The 14,975-nt window shown below is 40.3% G+C and carries 15 protein-coding genes and 2 pseudogenes; 5 read left to right on the top strand and 12 right to left on the bottom strand.

Translation table 11 applies throughout. The annotated features are described in order from the left end of the window. Positions 1-125 precede the first annotated feature (125 nt). Entirely contained in the window at positions 126-2,018 is a 1,893-nt protein-coding gene (gene traI / locus HDEF_RS10595) for a TraI/MobA(P) family conjugative relaxase (protein WP_012738249.1), read from the bottom strand. A gap of 3 nt (positions 2,019-2,021) precedes the next feature. Beyond that, positions 2,022-2,330, bottom strand: coding sequence for a plasmid mobilization protein MobA (gene mobA / locus HDEF_RS10590; RefSeq protein WP_012738248.1), 309 nt, complete (start codon positions 2,328-2,330; stop codon positions 2,022-2,024). 459 nt (positions 2,331-2,789) lie between these two features. On the opposite strand from mobA, the gene HDEF_RS10585 reads away from it, so the two are divergent. After that, positions 2,790-3,050, top strand: coding sequence for a hypothetical protein (locus tag HDEF_RS10585; protein ID WP_044612607.1), 261 nt, complete (start codon positions 2,790-2,792; stop codon positions 3,048-3,050). A gap of 449 nt (positions 3,051-3,499) precedes the next feature. On the opposite strand, the gene HDEF_RS10580 is transcribed toward HDEF_RS10585, so the two are convergent. Next, positions 3,500-3,736 (bottom strand): hypothetical protein, encoded by a 237-nt coding sequence (locus HDEF_RS10580; protein ID WP_012738247.1) that lies wholly within the window; start codon positions 3,734-3,736, stop codon positions 3,500-3,502. After that, positions 3,733-4,371 carry a ParA family protein gene (locus HDEF_RS10575; RefSeq protein WP_012738246.1) on the bottom strand — a complete coding sequence of 213 codons (639 nt, stop codon included), beginning with the start codon at positions 4,369-4,371 and terminating at the stop codon, positions 3,733-3,735. The genes HDEF_RS10580 and HDEF_RS10575 overlap by 4 nt, the downstream gene beginning before the upstream one ends. Positions 4,372-5,149: 778 nt before the next feature. Between HDEF_RS10575 and HDEF_RS10570 the strand changes: the two are divergent. Then, positions 5,150-5,461 (top strand): annotated as a pseudogene (locus tag HDEF_RS10570) (TIGR01777 family oxidoreductase); the annotation flags it as partial. Between the two features lie 326 nt (positions 5,462-5,787). Next, positions 5,788-6,412 (top strand): annotated as a pseudogene (locus HDEF_RS11230) (recombinase family protein). Between the two features lie 278 nt (positions 6,413-6,690). Here the strand turns inward: HDEF_RS11230 and HDEF_RS10560 are convergent. The 3 genes from HDEF_RS10560 to HDEF_RS10550 all read right to left on the bottom strand — a co-directional run bounded on the left by HDEF_RS10560 (position 6,691) and on the right by HDEF_RS10550 (position 8,244). Continuing rightward, entirely contained in the window at positions 6,691-7,086 is a 396-nt protein-coding gene (locus tag HDEF_RS10560; RefSeq protein ID WP_012738245.1) for a type II toxin-antitoxin system VapC family toxin, read from the bottom strand. Then, positions 7,083-7,319, bottom strand: a complete 237-nt coding sequence (locus HDEF_RS10555; RefSeq protein WP_015874453.1) for an antitoxin — start codon at positions 7,317-7,319, stop codon at positions 7,083-7,085. The genes HDEF_RS10560 and HDEF_RS10555 overlap by 4 nt, the downstream gene beginning before the upstream one ends. A 364-nt stretch (positions 7,320-7,683) precedes the next feature. Then, positions 7,684-8,244: a recombinase family protein gene (locus tag HDEF_RS10550; RefSeq protein ID WP_012738244.1), complete on the bottom strand. Its 561-nt coding sequence runs from the start codon at positions 8,242-8,244 to the stop codon at positions 7,684-7,686. Positions 8,245-8,619: 375 nt separating this feature from the next. On the opposite strand from HDEF_RS10550, the gene HDEF_RS10545 reads away from it, so the two are divergent. Then, positions 8,620-9,723, top strand: a complete 1,104-nt coding sequence (locus HDEF_RS10545; RefSeq protein WP_012738243.1) for a JmjC domain-containing protein — start codon at positions 8,620-8,622, stop codon at positions 9,721-9,723. A gap of 59 nt (positions 9,724-9,782) precedes the next feature. On the opposite strand, the gene HDEF_RS12685 is transcribed toward HDEF_RS10545, so the two are convergent. Continuing rightward, on the bottom strand, positions 9,783-9,920 hold the full coding sequence (locus HDEF_RS12685; RefSeq protein WP_171770504.1) for a hypothetical protein: 138 nt from the start codon (positions 9,918-9,920) through the stop codon (positions 9,783-9,785). Between the two features lie 44 nt (positions 9,921-9,964). On the opposite strand from HDEF_RS12685, the gene mutL reads away from it, so the two are divergent. Beyond that, entirely contained in the window at positions 9,965-11,737 is a 1,773-nt protein-coding gene (gene mutL, locus HDEF_RS10540; protein WP_012738242.1) for a DNA mismatch repair endonuclease MutL, read from the top strand. Between the two features lie 256 nt (positions 11,738-11,993). Here mutL and HDEF_RS10535 read toward each other — a convergent pair whose 3' ends face one another. The 4 genes from HDEF_RS10535 to repA form a co-directional block, all read right to left on the bottom strand. Then, the gene (locus tag HDEF_RS10535; RefSeq protein ID WP_044612606.1) at positions 11,994-12,656 is read right to left on the bottom strand and encodes a PAS domain-containing protein; all 663 of its coding nucleotides are present in this window, start codon (positions 12,654-12,656) and stop codon (positions 11,994-11,996) included. A 188-nt stretch (positions 12,657-12,844) separates the two neighbouring features. Further along, the gene (locus tag HDEF_RS10530; protein WP_044612605.1) at positions 12,845-13,120 is read right to left on the bottom strand and encodes a helix-turn-helix transcriptional regulator; all 276 of its coding nucleotides are present in this window, start codon (positions 13,118-13,120) and stop codon (positions 12,845-12,847) included. A 201-nt stretch (positions 13,121-13,321) separates the two neighbouring features. Then, positions 13,322-13,465, bottom strand: coding sequence for a hypothetical protein (locus HDEF_RS12680; protein ID WP_171770503.1), 144 nt, complete (start codon positions 13,463-13,465; stop codon positions 13,322-13,324). A gap of 670 nt (positions 13,466-14,135) precedes the next feature. Next, complete coding sequence (gene repA / locus HDEF_RS10520) at positions 14,136-14,975, bottom strand: plasmid replication initiator RepA (RefSeq protein WP_012738240.1); 840 nt, start codon at positions 14,973-14,975, stop codon at positions 14,136-14,138.

Here is a 14,975-nt window from a genome sequence, read left to right as displayed (position 1 = left end):
ATCCTTTCAAATTGTTATCAAATATACCGCCCGATAAATACGCTATCTCTGCCCATTTTTAACGAAATATCAACAAACAACAACCCATTTCCAACAAAGGATAAAAATAAAAAGGGGCGATGCGCTCACGGAGTCAAATTCGGAGAGTCAAACGAGATAGGAGCGGGGTTGTCTTGAGGGCGCATTTCACAGACCCGTTTCTGCTGAAGGGAGTCTGTTAACGTCAAGGAAGTTTCCCCCATTTCATTCAAATCCCGAACCAACGAACACGCTTTCTCAACGTACTCCCGCGGACCCGAGAAAACCCGTTTCTCTCCACTTTTTTGCTCTGCCAAACGTAACCCCGCCACCATATTGTCCCCCTCGTTTTCAAACGGTCTGGCCATCTCAATGGTTTCCCCTCGGTCAATCATTTGGGTCACCCCTTCCTTTTTGTATAAAATCGCCCCGTCACGGTGGATATGATGGGTATAGCCTTTGAGCTCAACCGGCGCAATATCATCTGAAACGGCACATTCAATGACAGTATCACTGAGATAAGCCGTGCGCTCATCCCGCTTCGCTTGGTAAGCCCACCCTCTTAACTGGCTAATCGCCGCTTTATCCCCTTTTAACGCCTGCTGTTCCACCCAAACACGATAAGACAGTCGCCTATTTTCTGGAGAACGATACCAGTTCTCCCGCTCTTCCTTTAATTTTAAACGCAACTCGGCCATCGCTTTTTCTCGCTCAAAAGCCAATACATGCCAGGCCAGTTTTCTCATTAAAGGATCGCGCACCGCAACACACACATGGGCTCTTCGGAAACGAAAGGTCATGGAAAGAGTTCTGAAACGATTTTTTGCGTCAAAAGAGGGGCATTTCGCTTCTTTTTTGTCATTTTGATAACGCAATTTTAACTCTTCTCGGGCCTCAGCGCGTTCTAATCGGCGAGTCATTCGAGCTTGATGATCACGCAAATGAAGTCGATCATCATAATGTGAACTCACCATATAGTTTGTTAAGGTCACCTCCCCTTGTTCATTTTTAAATTCCATCACTCGGGGCGCATTTTCAAATTCGCCAATGCGAGGCACTAATTTCGAAAGAGTGAGTTGAGGATGTAAACTGCTGGCTTTTAAAGGAACATTGTTCGGACAATTTTTGTCATAAATCGCCAACCCAGAACCTTTTTTTTTCAATTCCAGATGGGCCCTTAAAAAAACAGCGTGTACCTCTTCCCATTCTTGAAGCGGCCCTTTTAAAATAGAAGTCAACTCTGTTCGGCACGTACGAACCACATACGAATAAAAACTTTCTTTATCTTCGTGATATTCAAACTGCGTCGATGCTCTCGGAGCCGAGGGATATTGAGATTCAGCTCGAATAATCTGATGATTTTGATCTCTCTTCCAACACCCATTATCCGGTTTCCAATCATATTTAAGCTCTAATTTTCGGCAGGCTTTGTGCAAAATTTTAACGTCGTTATAGAGGTTCACTGCACGATAAGAAAGGGGATGAATACGGTTGGCCGCCACATGACAATGGAGGTTATCGGTGTCACGATGAATCGCAAAAACATACTGATGATCAACCATCCCCATTTCCTTTAAACAAAACAAAGCACTGTCAAAAATGTGACTGTCTTCCGGCTTTTCTTCCTCAGGCCAGGACAAAATAAAATGATAAACCGGATCGAGACAACGACGATTATTCGAGGCCATCGCATTCATTTCAGAGGAGGCGGTTTCAATACTCAACGTGTTCGTTTGACATAAAACGCCTTCACAAAGAATCCGATGACTCCCATCGGGTAGGTGCGTGATGAGCTGCTGTGATTCAGGGGAAGCATGGCGATCAATATAATCAATTAAACGATCAAACACCGCGATTTTAGAAGTGGAAGGACGGTCAAAAAAAGCATCAGCGGTCACGGGAATATCACCTGGATTATCTTCACGGAAAGAGAGGTAAAACACCAGTTTAAGAAAACTTGATTTTCCATCACGGCGCTTTTTTGGAATGACAACGACCATCCTTTATTCCTTAAAATCAATTTTCAAAATCGCCTTTTTTAAGGCCACTAATATATCTGAGTACTCTTGGCTATGAACCCCTTTTCCTTCGTTAAAAAGCTGCTTTTGAAGCAGTCCTGTCTTTGATAATTCAGAGATAAGTTTCACATCAGTTTTGGGAGTAATGCGTCTTCCCAGGGCACAGCGGCGCAGAAATTCTCCCACACTTAAACCAGACGCTTCAGCCTTCTCTTGAATGAGTTTTTTTTCTTCTGGAGTACATAGGATACCCAATAATAATTGGGTTCTTTGGCGTTTTTCGCTTTGGCTCATGGAGTTTCCAATCAGGGGTGTCGGGGCACCGCCCTGACCAGGTTGTTAGTGACCGAAGGGAACGGTTGTTGGGACGCTTGCTTGCAAGCGGTTCAACAAAACATATCCTGTCCTTCTGTTAAATAGCAATTTTGATATTATGGCTTAATTTTTTTATAATGTCATTAAGGTATAAAATATATCTTCTGTACAGGTGAAATTTTTGTCGTTATGATTGAGTTTAAATCAGTTTTATGTAAACATTTTAAATGTTAAATTTAATAGATAAAACTGCATTAAAAATAAAAAGATTTATAGCGAAGAAATTGAAATAATTAGTCGGGAAATGAGTATGATTTGATTGATAAAAATAAGCGGGTAATATAAAAATTTTTATCCAGTTAAATTGTTTTATTTTTAGCAGAAAAAAATAAAATAAACTAAAAATGAAAAACATTTTTTGAATATGGAATAAACGAAATGGCTTCTAAGAAATATTACACAGTGGAACAACTTGAAAAAGCAAAAGAGATGCTAGAGGAATTACCTGACCTCAAAAAGATAAGATTCACTAAAGACGATGTCTTAGAAAATTTAAAATCACAAATCATTAAATTAGCCTTAAATAAAGGGTACGTTTCAGAAGACATTAAATCGGCTCTTGAGAGTGCAGGGATAAAAGTCGGATTGAAAGCTATCCAGAAAATAATTTCTGATAAAAAAAAGAAAAATAATCATTAAAATTTATCATTTTATAAATGATAAAGCTTTAAAAAAAATAAATTTTTTTACATTGTAATTTTAATTACATTTTTTAATATTAAATGAGCTTAACTATCATAAAGGCCTAGCAATAATTGATTATGATCTACATATGAACAATATTTCATTGAATATAATTTAGAAAAAAATGTACACAGATTTTAATAAAATTTTTAACTTACTCATGCAAAAATTAAAAACACTTCATCATCATTCTTAAGAAAATAGACAACCAACTTAAGAGCCGTCTTATGATCTAATATTGAATGACTTCCACCTAATAGTAGAAGTGCAACAACCAGTGACTTGTTGCCTGTATATCTGAAGTAATAAAACTCACTAAACCCAGAAAATATTTTTTGAAAATGGAGAAAGTAAAAGAAGTGTTATGTGAGTTTTTTAAATTTTTAATTACTTCAGTAGTATTTTCAGAGAATGTCAAAATATTTTTCTAAAGCTTCGTCAATAATATCCGACTCAGTGACTCTGCGATTTTCTTTCATCGAACGATGAAAAGCATTCTCTTTAAGTTTTTTTTCAAAAATTTTTCTGAGGCGAATAGTTTTATTCATTCTTTCTGAAACAGAATAAGTTTCATTGCTTTTTTCTTTTACTATTTCACCGCCACCGCTACGAAATTCATCTAAAGAAGGTTTTTTTTTCATAATAAAACCTCTTTATAAAAGGCGCTCATTTCTGAAATAGCGACACTATCCTTACCAAGTTCTTCTACAGTACTCCCCTCTCCAATGGCTCGTCTAAAAGAGACTCTTTCACATACACGAGCCGAAAGGACTTCTAAATTATTTTCGTTTAAAAATTTAAGCATTTCTTTTGCATCTTTTGTCCTAGGATCAATACGACTTAACAAAACTTTTACCTTCAATTTTGGATTATAATCCGTTGCCAAATCTAAAACTTCTAATAAATCTGTCATAGCTGCAGCATCAAGATTAGAGGCTCCAATAGGTATAATCGCCATCTCCGATAGCAATAACGCGTTTCTAAGACCAGGCGCATCCCTCCCACCTGCATCAATTACTGTATGTACAAAACCTTTTGAAAGTGATTTCCCCTCATCGTAAATGGCTTTACCATGAAGACAAGTAGTTGTCAGTGATAAGTGACGACTCCGTTTAACTAAACTTTCCCTTCGCCAAGCAGCCCAAGTGGCCGCACTTTCTTGAGGATCTCCATCTATCAACAGTGTTGATGCCAACGAGGACAAATAAGTAGCCAAATGAACAGCAGTAGTAGTTTTTCCAACACCACCTTTCGTGTTAACTATCGAAACCCTCATTAATTTTTCCTTTTACATGTAATTACGTACACATGTAATTAAATATACATTAATTTTACAAAAAAATAAATACTAATTTACATGCATAAGTAAACAAGTAAATGTGTAATTACATATTTATATCTTATTCTTACTAAAGAAAGGGTCAAAGGTATTGAAAATTCGGTACGATTTTTTATTCGGTAGAGTAATGAGCCATTCTCCCCATAAAGAATTTGACCTATTCGGTCAGCACTGTTGGTTAACATTAAATGACCATGATCACTAAAATTCACGTTGGACTTTCCGGCAACCTGCTCTCAAAAGTGAGTGTCTACCTGAAGTCAAAGGACCAATACGAACGGTTTTCCTCGGCTATGGAAACTGGGAAACTGGGAAACTGGGAAAAAAGTGAAAGTAGTGATAGCAGACAAAGGAGTTGATTTTAGCAAAATGAGAAAACCTTATTCTTAGGAATGAAAAAGAACCCATCATTCCGTGCTCTGATAGAGCTGTCTGGCCTGACTGAAAAAAAAAGAAAGAAAAATAAAAAACCCGCTCTGCCATTGAACGTTTTTTCTGTAAGATAAAAGGACATAAAAAACTCGCTTTGAGTTTTAATAAACTTGATGTCACTTTCTTTTCTTTCTTCGCTATCGCGTGTCTTAAGGACTTTATTTACCTTTTTAACAGTTCCATAACTATCGAAATCCCCACTAATTCTTCCTTTTGCATGTAATTACGTACGTACGCAATTAATTATATATTAATTTTATAAAAAATAAATATATACATACTATGGACAGCCCAACAAAAAGAACGGTTATGTCAAAGCCGGTGGCAAATAACCGAGCAATTAAGCACACTGATTAGTAACAGCATTCATCCACCAGGTGTATTTATCTCGGGATCGGCAGTCGGATTTTATGGAGATCAAAAACAGGTATTGGTCACTGAAAAAACACCTCCACACGATGAATTTACCCATCAGATGTGCGCGCTCTGGGAAAAATTGGCATCAATGTCAGAAAGTCAACAAACCCGTGTTTGCCTTTTACGTACTAGCGTCGTATTGGCCGAAATAGGCGGAATGTTGGCCAAAATACTGCCCTACCATAAATTCTTTACTCTTCAAAAAAACTATGATCCATCATTACATCTTAATGTATAAATATATACTTAAATAAGTAAATATTTATGTAATTAAATAAATAATAAAAAGTGTCATAAACTACAACTATAGTAGTATCACATCGACCTTACACGACTATTATGAGCGTTATTAATTATTTTGCCGATTGATATTTACTTTAGAGGTTATCGCCTAAGGGTATATCCTGATGAAATAATTAAAAAAGTGAATGAATGGTCATAATGACATAATCTATATGCGATATGTTTTATGAAATAACTTAAATGCGATAATAAGGTGAAAAAATGTTCATCAGAGCTTATTTAAGAGCATCAACGAAAGATCAATTTGCTGATTGAGCAAAAGAGATGCTGGAGTAATTTATTCAGGAACGCGGCCAGAGAATCGCCTGCTATTACAGGGAAAATGTCAGCGGCATAAAACTCGACAGACCGGAGCTAGGACGATTACTGATAGACAGTCATCGGAATGATATTTTACTGGTAGAAAAAATAGACCGCTTGACTCGACTGAGCAACACGGGATGACGCTGAAAAAGCAGATTGAGCAACATGAGCTGCGAATTGTCAGCCTGGATGTCCCCACTTCATGGCAAGCCTTGTCTGATCTAGAAGCATCACCGAACGATCCGATCACCCGTGCCGTGATTGCCGATATGAACAATATGCTGATAGATCTGATGGCCGCAATGTCACATAAAAACTGGTTGAGCCCTCGATAGAGACAAAATCAAGGAATTGAGCGGGCACATATAAGTTGGGTAAATATCGAGGTAAGCAAGCTGGCGAAGAACGACACAAAAAAGTGTATATACTACAGACAGGTAAAAAACCAAGCATTAAAGAAACTGCTGAAGTGACTGACTATAGTTGCTCGCAGGTATGTCGAATAAAAAACCTATATCGATAAAAAAGTCTGCATTGGTTCTCTATTTCTCATCATTGGGATGTTAAGGCTATTTACACAAAAAAATTTACAGACTCTTGCCTAACGTGAGTTTTCGTTCCACTGAGCGTTAGATCCCTATTACTCCTGAAATTCAAGATTTACCTCGTCGAGGCGAAGGGACTTTCACAATGAATGCGCTGACCGTTGTGAATTAATGGTGACTGAGAAAAGCTGTACGGGCTATGGGGTCTTATAGCCTGCTACTGCTTGCTTCCCCCCTGATGACTCCAGATGCTAAATTATTTATGAGAGCTAACCCAGTTTTCAATGCTTAGGCCCACACGAGTATAAGAACAAAAATCATCAATATTGTTCGTTACAAGAGTAACATTCAACGATATTGCGTGAGCGGCGATCATTCTATCCAAGTTTGCTTTTCGATTTGGGAAAAAATGGGTTAACTCTCCATATTTATCTGCTTGTTTTATTCCAAATGGTTCTACATCCAAAACCGATAGTAAGTTCTCAACAGTATCTCTACCCTCTTTTTTAATTCCACAACACAGTTCAGCCCAAGTGATTGCACTAATTATGATTTCTCCCTTTCGATAATTATCGAATTTTTTCACAATTTCGGGGGGACATTTTTTAATGAGATAGATACAGATATTCGTATCTAACATGTACTTTTTCATGACCAGTCCCTTTTATTTTCCTCAAACTCAGGGCGCCTACCTATAAAGTTTTGATTTAAAGTATGTAATATTCGAGGTATATCGCCGAGAGTGCGTTCTTTCGGCTCTACGATAATACGATTACCTTCGCGATAAACAACTAACTCTGTTTGCGGCGGAAAAGCCATCTTAGCAGGGATACGTACAGCTTGTGAGTTTCCTGCACGAAATTGACGCGTATTAAATGTCGACATAAAAAGTTCCTTAACTCAGCACATAAAGTTATAACACGTTATTACGTTTTTTTATTATTGTCAATTTTATCTTTAAGGTGGGCAATTCATGGGGCAGACAAGAGAAACTCATTGAAAGTTTATTCTTAATATATCTCAGGGGTTCCAACACTCAGGCTTGTTGTTATTTCGAGGAAAAATCACTTTTATTTCCTGATTTTTAGGTGTTTAAGAAGCACTAGCGTTTGTAGGTTATTTAAGAGTTGATGCTGATATTTCGAAAATAAAAAAGAAATAAAATCAAAATCAAAAATTTAGATAAATTCATAATATACTCATTAAATAATTAATGTATAGACTCAACTGCTTTAAAAACCGTCATGGTCTACTCTCCTCTCTTCAAATATTGATATAATGTTTCCCGACTGATACCCAAGTCGCGTGCTACCTGGGCTTTTTTGTCGCCGGCAACAACGCGGCGATATAGTTCGGTCATTTCACTCTCCGAGAGTGATTTTTTGCGGCCACGATAAGCGCCCCGCTGTTTGGCTAATGCGATGCCTTCGCGCTGGCGTTCTTTGATCAGGGAGCGCTCAAATTCAGCAAATGCGCCCATGACAGATAACATCAGATTGGCCATGGGTGAGTCTTCGCCGGTAAAGCTCAGATGTTCCTTGCAGAACTCAATGCGGACGCCGCGTTGCGTCAACAGTTGAACGAGGCGGTGTAAATCATCAAGATTACGGGCCAGACGATCCATGCTATGCACCAACACGGTATCGCCACTACGGACGAAACTCAGCAATGCCTCCAGTTCCGGTCGTTTGATATCCTTGCCCGAGGCTTTGTCGGTAAAAATGCGATCGACTGTGATGCCTTCGAGCTGCCGCTCTGAATTTTGGTCAAAAGTACTGACCCGAATATAGCCAATACGTTGTCCCGTCATTAATTATCCCCAAAAGTGTCAGAGATAACTCTATAACCTTTGTTTCTTTGTGTCAATAAATAGAGAATTTGATTCTATTCTGACAGTTTTGTGATGAGAGCCTGACATCAGGATAGGGTATAGTTCAGTTTGACTATTTTAGAATGATAGGGTTGATAGAATCAATAATCGATAGGTACATAGCGACATCATCCGATGATGTTAATACAGACTTTTTCATTTCCCGTAACGCTAAGTAAGACGTTAATAAATAATAAATGAAAATCATTTTCTTCTTTGGTATCATTATTTTAAATGAAATACGATGCCGTTGAAAAACCTTTGAAGGTAGAGGTATTTTATTGATTTTTATAATCGACAGGGAGATTGTAGTACATGCATCTCATCATCAACTGGGAAGATTTTTTACACCACCACTGGCAAAAGCGGCCTGTTTTGTTAAAACAATCGATTTCTGATTTTGTGAACCCGATTTCGCCTGAAGAGCTGGAAACACTGGTGATAAAAAAAGCGCTCGAATGCCAACTCATTCAAAGAAGTCACGGAAAATGTCAATTAGGGTATCAAGCTTTTAATGGGTATGGGTCATTAGGCCAAAGGAACTGGTCACTACGGGTGGAAGCACTCCACCATTGTCACAGAGCTGCTGAAGAATTTCTGTCTCTGTTTCGTATTTTTCCCGATTGGTACACAGAAGAATTGACGACATTTTTTTCAGTACCCGGCGGTGGGATTGGCCCTCAGACTAGACCGTCTGACGTGTTGGTGATACAAGGGATGGGAAGCAGCCGATGGCGTGTCGGGGATCGAGGGGCATCGCCGGCTTTTGATTATGGTCAGAACGACTTTTCTGAAGCGATGGTGGATGAAGAGCTGAGCGCCGGGGATATGTTGTACATCCCAAAGGTCTTTCCCCATGAAGCGACTTCGACCGAAGCCGCCATGAGTTACTGCCTGAATTTCTGGACAGACAACAGTCTTCGCATGATAAGGAACTGGACTGAGTCGCTTTCAGATGAAAACCATCGAGGCATTGAGTATGCCCCCTCGCCCGACTTACTCCTGCGTGACGACCCCACCGAAATTCTGCCTCAAGACATCACCGCCCTCCAAGAGATGATGAGCCAATTTTTACTCAAAAAAAGAGAACATCTGGAAAACTGGTTTGCTCAAGAGATGTCTCAAACCTCCTATGAGTTACCGAAGGCACCTGCGGCTAAGGTGTACTCCGTTTCACAGGTTCAAACCCTATTGCAAAAGGGCAGTCGATTGAACCGTTTAATGGGGCTACGTATGTTACACATCGGCAACCGCTATTTTGTCAACGGCGAATCGCTTGACTCAGATCATGCCGACGCATGGAATGTGCTGGCACGACACAGAACGATTGAGGGCCCCATGCTCATAAAATTCATCAACGAGGCCGATTTTTTGGCAGAGTTAACCTTGATTATCAATAAAGGGTATTGGTATTTTTAACCATAAAAAAAGTAATGATGCCATGGATGAATGGCCTTCTTTCAAAGGAATTTTTCTATTTAAGAATGCAAGATTAATAGAGGCGCGCCCAGATGTGAGCGTAACCGAGCGACCGAACTTTCATACACTTCAGGACAGCGCTTGCCTCCGCTGCTAAAAACATTCACCGTGATTTTGCAAAGTGCCTCTGTCACCATTTAAACCTCTTTCAACGCTGACAGTGCCAAACAGAGAATTGTCTATGCCTATTAAAATTTTACCGACTGAATTGGCGAATCAAATTGCCGCAGGGGAAGTAGTAGAGAGGCCTGCTTCTGTCGTCAAAGAATTGGTTGAAAACAGTCTGGATGCCGGGGCCACAAAAATGGAGATTGACATTCATCGGGGAGGAATCGAGCAGATCCAGATCTGTGATAACGGCTGTGGGATCAGTAAAGAAGATTTACCCTTGGCACTGGCACGTCATGCCACCGATAAAATTGCTTCTCTGGAAGATTTACAGAGCATTCTCAGTATGGGATTTCGTGGAGAAGCGCTGGCCAGCATCAGCTCTGTTTCCCGATTACAGTTAACTTCCCGCCCAGCTGAACAAGAAGACGCTTGGCAAGCCTACACAGAGGGGCGTGACATGAATGTCACGATAAAGCCGGCCTCACATCCTGTGGGCAGTACGATTGAGGTGTTAAATTTATTTTATAATACGCCCGCTCGAAGAAAATTTCTGCGAACAGAGAAAACAGAATGGCAATATATTGATGAGGTGGTCAGGCGTCTTGCCCTCTCTCGGTTTGATGTGTCCATTTCGCTGTCGCATAACGGGAAATTATTACGTCAATACGTCAGGGTCCAGTCGGGTTCACAAAGGGAACGGCGTCTTCTTCGATTATGTGGCGCCCCATTTTTAAAACAGGCGCTCGCACTGTCTTTCGATCACTCTGGCTTAAGTCTAAAGGGTTGGATAGCAGAGGCGAATGGGCCTAAAATGAACGAGATCCAGTATTTTTTTATTAACCGTCGGATTATTCGTGATCGCGTGGTCAATCATGCCGTTCGCCAAGCCTATGAAGCCATTTCAACAGGGCCTAAAAACCCGAGCTACGTTCTTTATTTAGATATCGATCCGCGTCAAATCGATGTGAATGTGCATCCCACCAAACAAGAAGTCCGTTTTCATCAGACGAGGTTAGTGCATGATTTTATTTATCACGCCATTACAAACGCTTTAAGTCATTCAGCCTGTTCCTCTTCTGACTCTTCTGCTGATATAGAGCAAAATGACTCGGTTGTTAAAGAAAGCCCCAAAATATGTAAAGAAAATCGGGCCTCTGCAGGGAGAAACACCTATGTTGAACCTGATATTATCACAAAACAAACTGATGAAGCTTCTTTGTCTTTTCATGACACCAGTCGAACAGAGCACAAGGAGACATCTTTAAAAAAAGATATTTTAGGAGAAGTCAATGAGCATTATTTTTGGCGAGTCCTCAGTATTGTTTCGTCTTGCTATGCCCTGATAGAATATGGCAACAACATTGCTTTATTATCATTACCTGAAGCAGATCGCTTGCTCAAAAAAGTCGGGTTGACGCCCCCATCGGAAAAATCGCTAATACAGCCTCTGCTTATTCCTGTCAAATTTACATTAGAAAAAGCGGAAATGATGGCTTGTGAACGGCATCAACATTTACTCACTTTAATCGGTATTGAGTTAGTCATAGAAAAAGATACGACCGTGCTCAGGGGGATTTCTTTAGCATTACGGGCTCACAATATGCAAAAGCTCATTCCCAAGTTATTGCTCTATTTGTCAGCGCATGACACCCTGTTGCTGGAAAATTTTGCTGATTGGGTGGCTTCTCAACTTCAGTCTTTGCCTCATGAATGGACTGTCTCTCAGGCGGTACAATTACTAACGGATTTTGAGCGTTGTTGTCCTGAATTCATTAAGGCGCCCTCTGAAAAACTATTACAATGGATAGATATTCAGCCCGCATTAGCTAGGCTAACTCATTAAAAATAAATCATAAAAGTATTTTCCACTCGGCTATTTTCATCATAGAGCCAACGACCACGGGTAAAAACGCTATGATGTTTCGGCGTAAAGTGGCTTCTTTACTCGGAGATATTCACAGAAATATCGAGCAACCGCTCCTTCTACAACAAGGATTGACCTCATTCAGGTCGGTATGTTAAAAAAATGATCATGGTGTGAAATCTGCGACGTCATGCATACAGGCCCTTTTTTTAACATGATAGAATGAATGCTTGATTCAATCAATGACCTGAATACTCGATGCCAATAGATGTTGGGGAATAAACTTATTCAGTCCGCTATCTTGAATATATTTTCTGAATCCTTTCTGGTGATGAATCCCCATTTTTTCATCAATTCCCTCCAATTTATTGTCCGCAGCTCTACGAGAAAGATGTAAAGATTTGGCCACTTCTTTGCTACTTAAAGCATTATAAGCATAAAAAATTATCTGGAGTTCATTTTGAGTAAAAATCGTATTAGGGAGTGAAGTGGTTAATGTTTTGGGTGATTTGCCCTGGAGATAGTCTAAAGCTGAAAAGAATTGACATTGTCTGGCTTCTGCGAGGGTCCCCACAAGCTGACCTGTTTCATCAAAGAAGGGATGAATGTCAACAATGGTGGGTTGAAGACGGTTTTCTTTTCCAAAATGCGCCGTTATCAGTAAAGAGACGGAAGTTTCTTTTTGTATGACCCTCTCCTCTTGCTGATGGAGACTTTCAAAAAATTCCGATATGTCCGGTTTGATTTCAGATAACCGTTTCCCTTCAATAGGGACCCCTGTGGGTACATTGAATAATTCACGCATGGCGAGATTCATATAAACATAACGAGAGGCTTTGTCACGGATGTGGCAGGGATGAAGATGATTGTTCAAAATGTCTTTTGGATTGAAATTCATCGTACTCATCCTCTTTTTTTTGAAAAGAGCGGCTTATTAGAGTAAGAAGTATTGAGAATAACGCGAGGGAAATACATACGGGAAAATCCCGAGTGGTCAGTTGTTTTTTTATGGCAGGAAATAGTCACAAAAACCCAGTAAAACAGGTAAAACTGAGTTTTTATGACTTCGAATGAGTGAATGAGAGATTATTGATCTTCTACAGTACATCCAGACAGTGCAAAGAATACCAAACGCACCTGAAATAGAGTCATAATCGTGTTTAAAGAGTGAGCCTGACATCGTTTTTTAATGTTATCTAACATCACTTCTACCGTCCTGTAGCTGACATCCCGCATGGCAGCAATCTCTTTTTTAGTTAATCCCAAAGAAAAAAGCATGGCCGTTTCAAGCTGCTCTGTCGTGTTCAGCTCTGGAAAGACCTTTTGGAATTTTTTGATTTGCTTCAAGTCAAAAGTTCTCATAAGACCCCCTCCATTATAGGCCTACGGCCGGCCCAAAGAAGGCTGTCTTCCTTGAACATCAGGTAAAAGGGGCTTCGTTCATTGAGGGTCAATAAGACTGTGCTGGAAGGGGTATTGGAGTTTCTTGTGATAATCCAGTCGATATCAGTCAATTTAAATCGGAGTTGAATGGTAGCCATAGTTTCGGCCTCTTTCGTTGGTTTAAAAACCTCGCCAAGCCGCTTCGAAACGGGTGGCGAGACGTAACAGGGTTCGAAGACTGGTACGAAAGAAACCAGCGAGCTTTTCAGCTCCCCCGCTACGCCCCACCATAATGAAGACGCAACTTCGGTTTACGACGGACATAAAAAAACCGCATTGAGCGGTAGTCCGCTTTCGTACTCAGGCTTCGAAACCTGATTGCCATTTGTAATAGGCAACGTATTGAATATAACGGCTGAGGTTTTTTATTTCAATGGGTTTATGGAAGGTGACAGAAAAAAGGGCATATCAATCATTGATAATTAATTTAATTTTTAATGGAAAACCCTTTCGGGTTTGTTTTTTTGGTTGAATGCCCTTTAGGGCATTGGAAGGCGGCACTCGGTAGTGACAGGGAACACAGTAGGTCAGCCGCCGAGACGTGAGCGAAGCGAACTACTGAATGTTTATATCCCACGGAACCGCGCTTGCGCTCGCTGCCAGACGGGTTTTTACCTTTTCAATCAAAAAGAAAACATAGGTCAACTTATCCACAATTTTCTCCACGTTTTATTTCTTTTTTCTTTTTAAAAAAATTCACTGTGATTTTGCATTTATCTCTTAGAATGCATCCATCATCAAAATCGACTTGCATCTAAGTGTGGAAAAAGTGTTTTTAAACGAATTGATGTTCAATTTGAATGACCAGAGGTCATTCTTGAAGGTGATTTTTTGACCGAATGTGGGGAAATGGTAATCAATAGGCGGATTAAAGCGTCAGGAAGCCTACGCAGACGCGCAGATAATTTTTTTTGAAGGGACAGATTAACTCAGTTTAATGCACAGGAATGTCCGGCGTGGGCGTACTGGCGACCTTTCGAAGATGGTGATATTCCATGTTGACCTGATTTCTCAGCCCTTTAGGCCCCATCTCATTGAGTTCAACCAAGGAATAGCGCTGAATGATTTTTTGAAGAAGGGTCTGTTTTGCCGTCTGTTCGTCTAGCTTGGCCATACGTCGGGCGAGTTTGCGTTTTTTATTCATGGCATGAAGAGATTTTCGATATTCAAACGCGCGCTTAATGTGCTGCTCTTTGGCTCGACGACGCGCTTCCACTAAGGTAATAGACTCTTCTCCTTTTTCCATCAGACCTTTGTTAATCCAGCCCATTTGCTGATGTTGGGCTTTCTCTAATTTTTCTGACGACACATCAAATAACAAAAAGAACAACGGGGTCAGCGTAATGAGTTTGGGAATATAGCTTTCCATAATTCTATCCCAGACCTTTTCACAGTGCACAAAGCCCATGGGCTCTAGAAAATCGGTGAGTAAACGGGAGGCGCGCGTAATCGATTTATTGCCCGCGTCTGAGACTGTCGACAAACCACATTCATCCGACAGTTGCTCCACCGACGCCATCACTAAACCAGAGGCAATATTAAAATGGTAGAGCATGGCTAACGCCATCGCCCTCAGGGCACGTGCTCGGTGTTCGTTAAGACGACGGGAGCGGGTAGGGATAGTCCCCTGCAAGATATACAGCAGTTCACTGCGAGCGACATCTTTATCAGATGCACACTGCATCGCATAACGGATGAAAGCCGGACGTTGCTTCTCGCTAGCAGGCGGGGTAAAAACGGGAGAGGCGTTAAAAACGTAACTTTTTCTAGTCAC

This window comes from Candidatus Hamiltonella defensa 5AT (Acyrthosiphon pisum) (assembly GCF_000021705.1).
GTDB lineage: Bacteria > Pseudomonadota > Gammaproteobacteria > Enterobacterales > Enterobacteriaceae > Hamiltonella > Hamiltonella defendens.
This window is presented reverse-complemented; position numbering and strand designations above follow the sequence as displayed.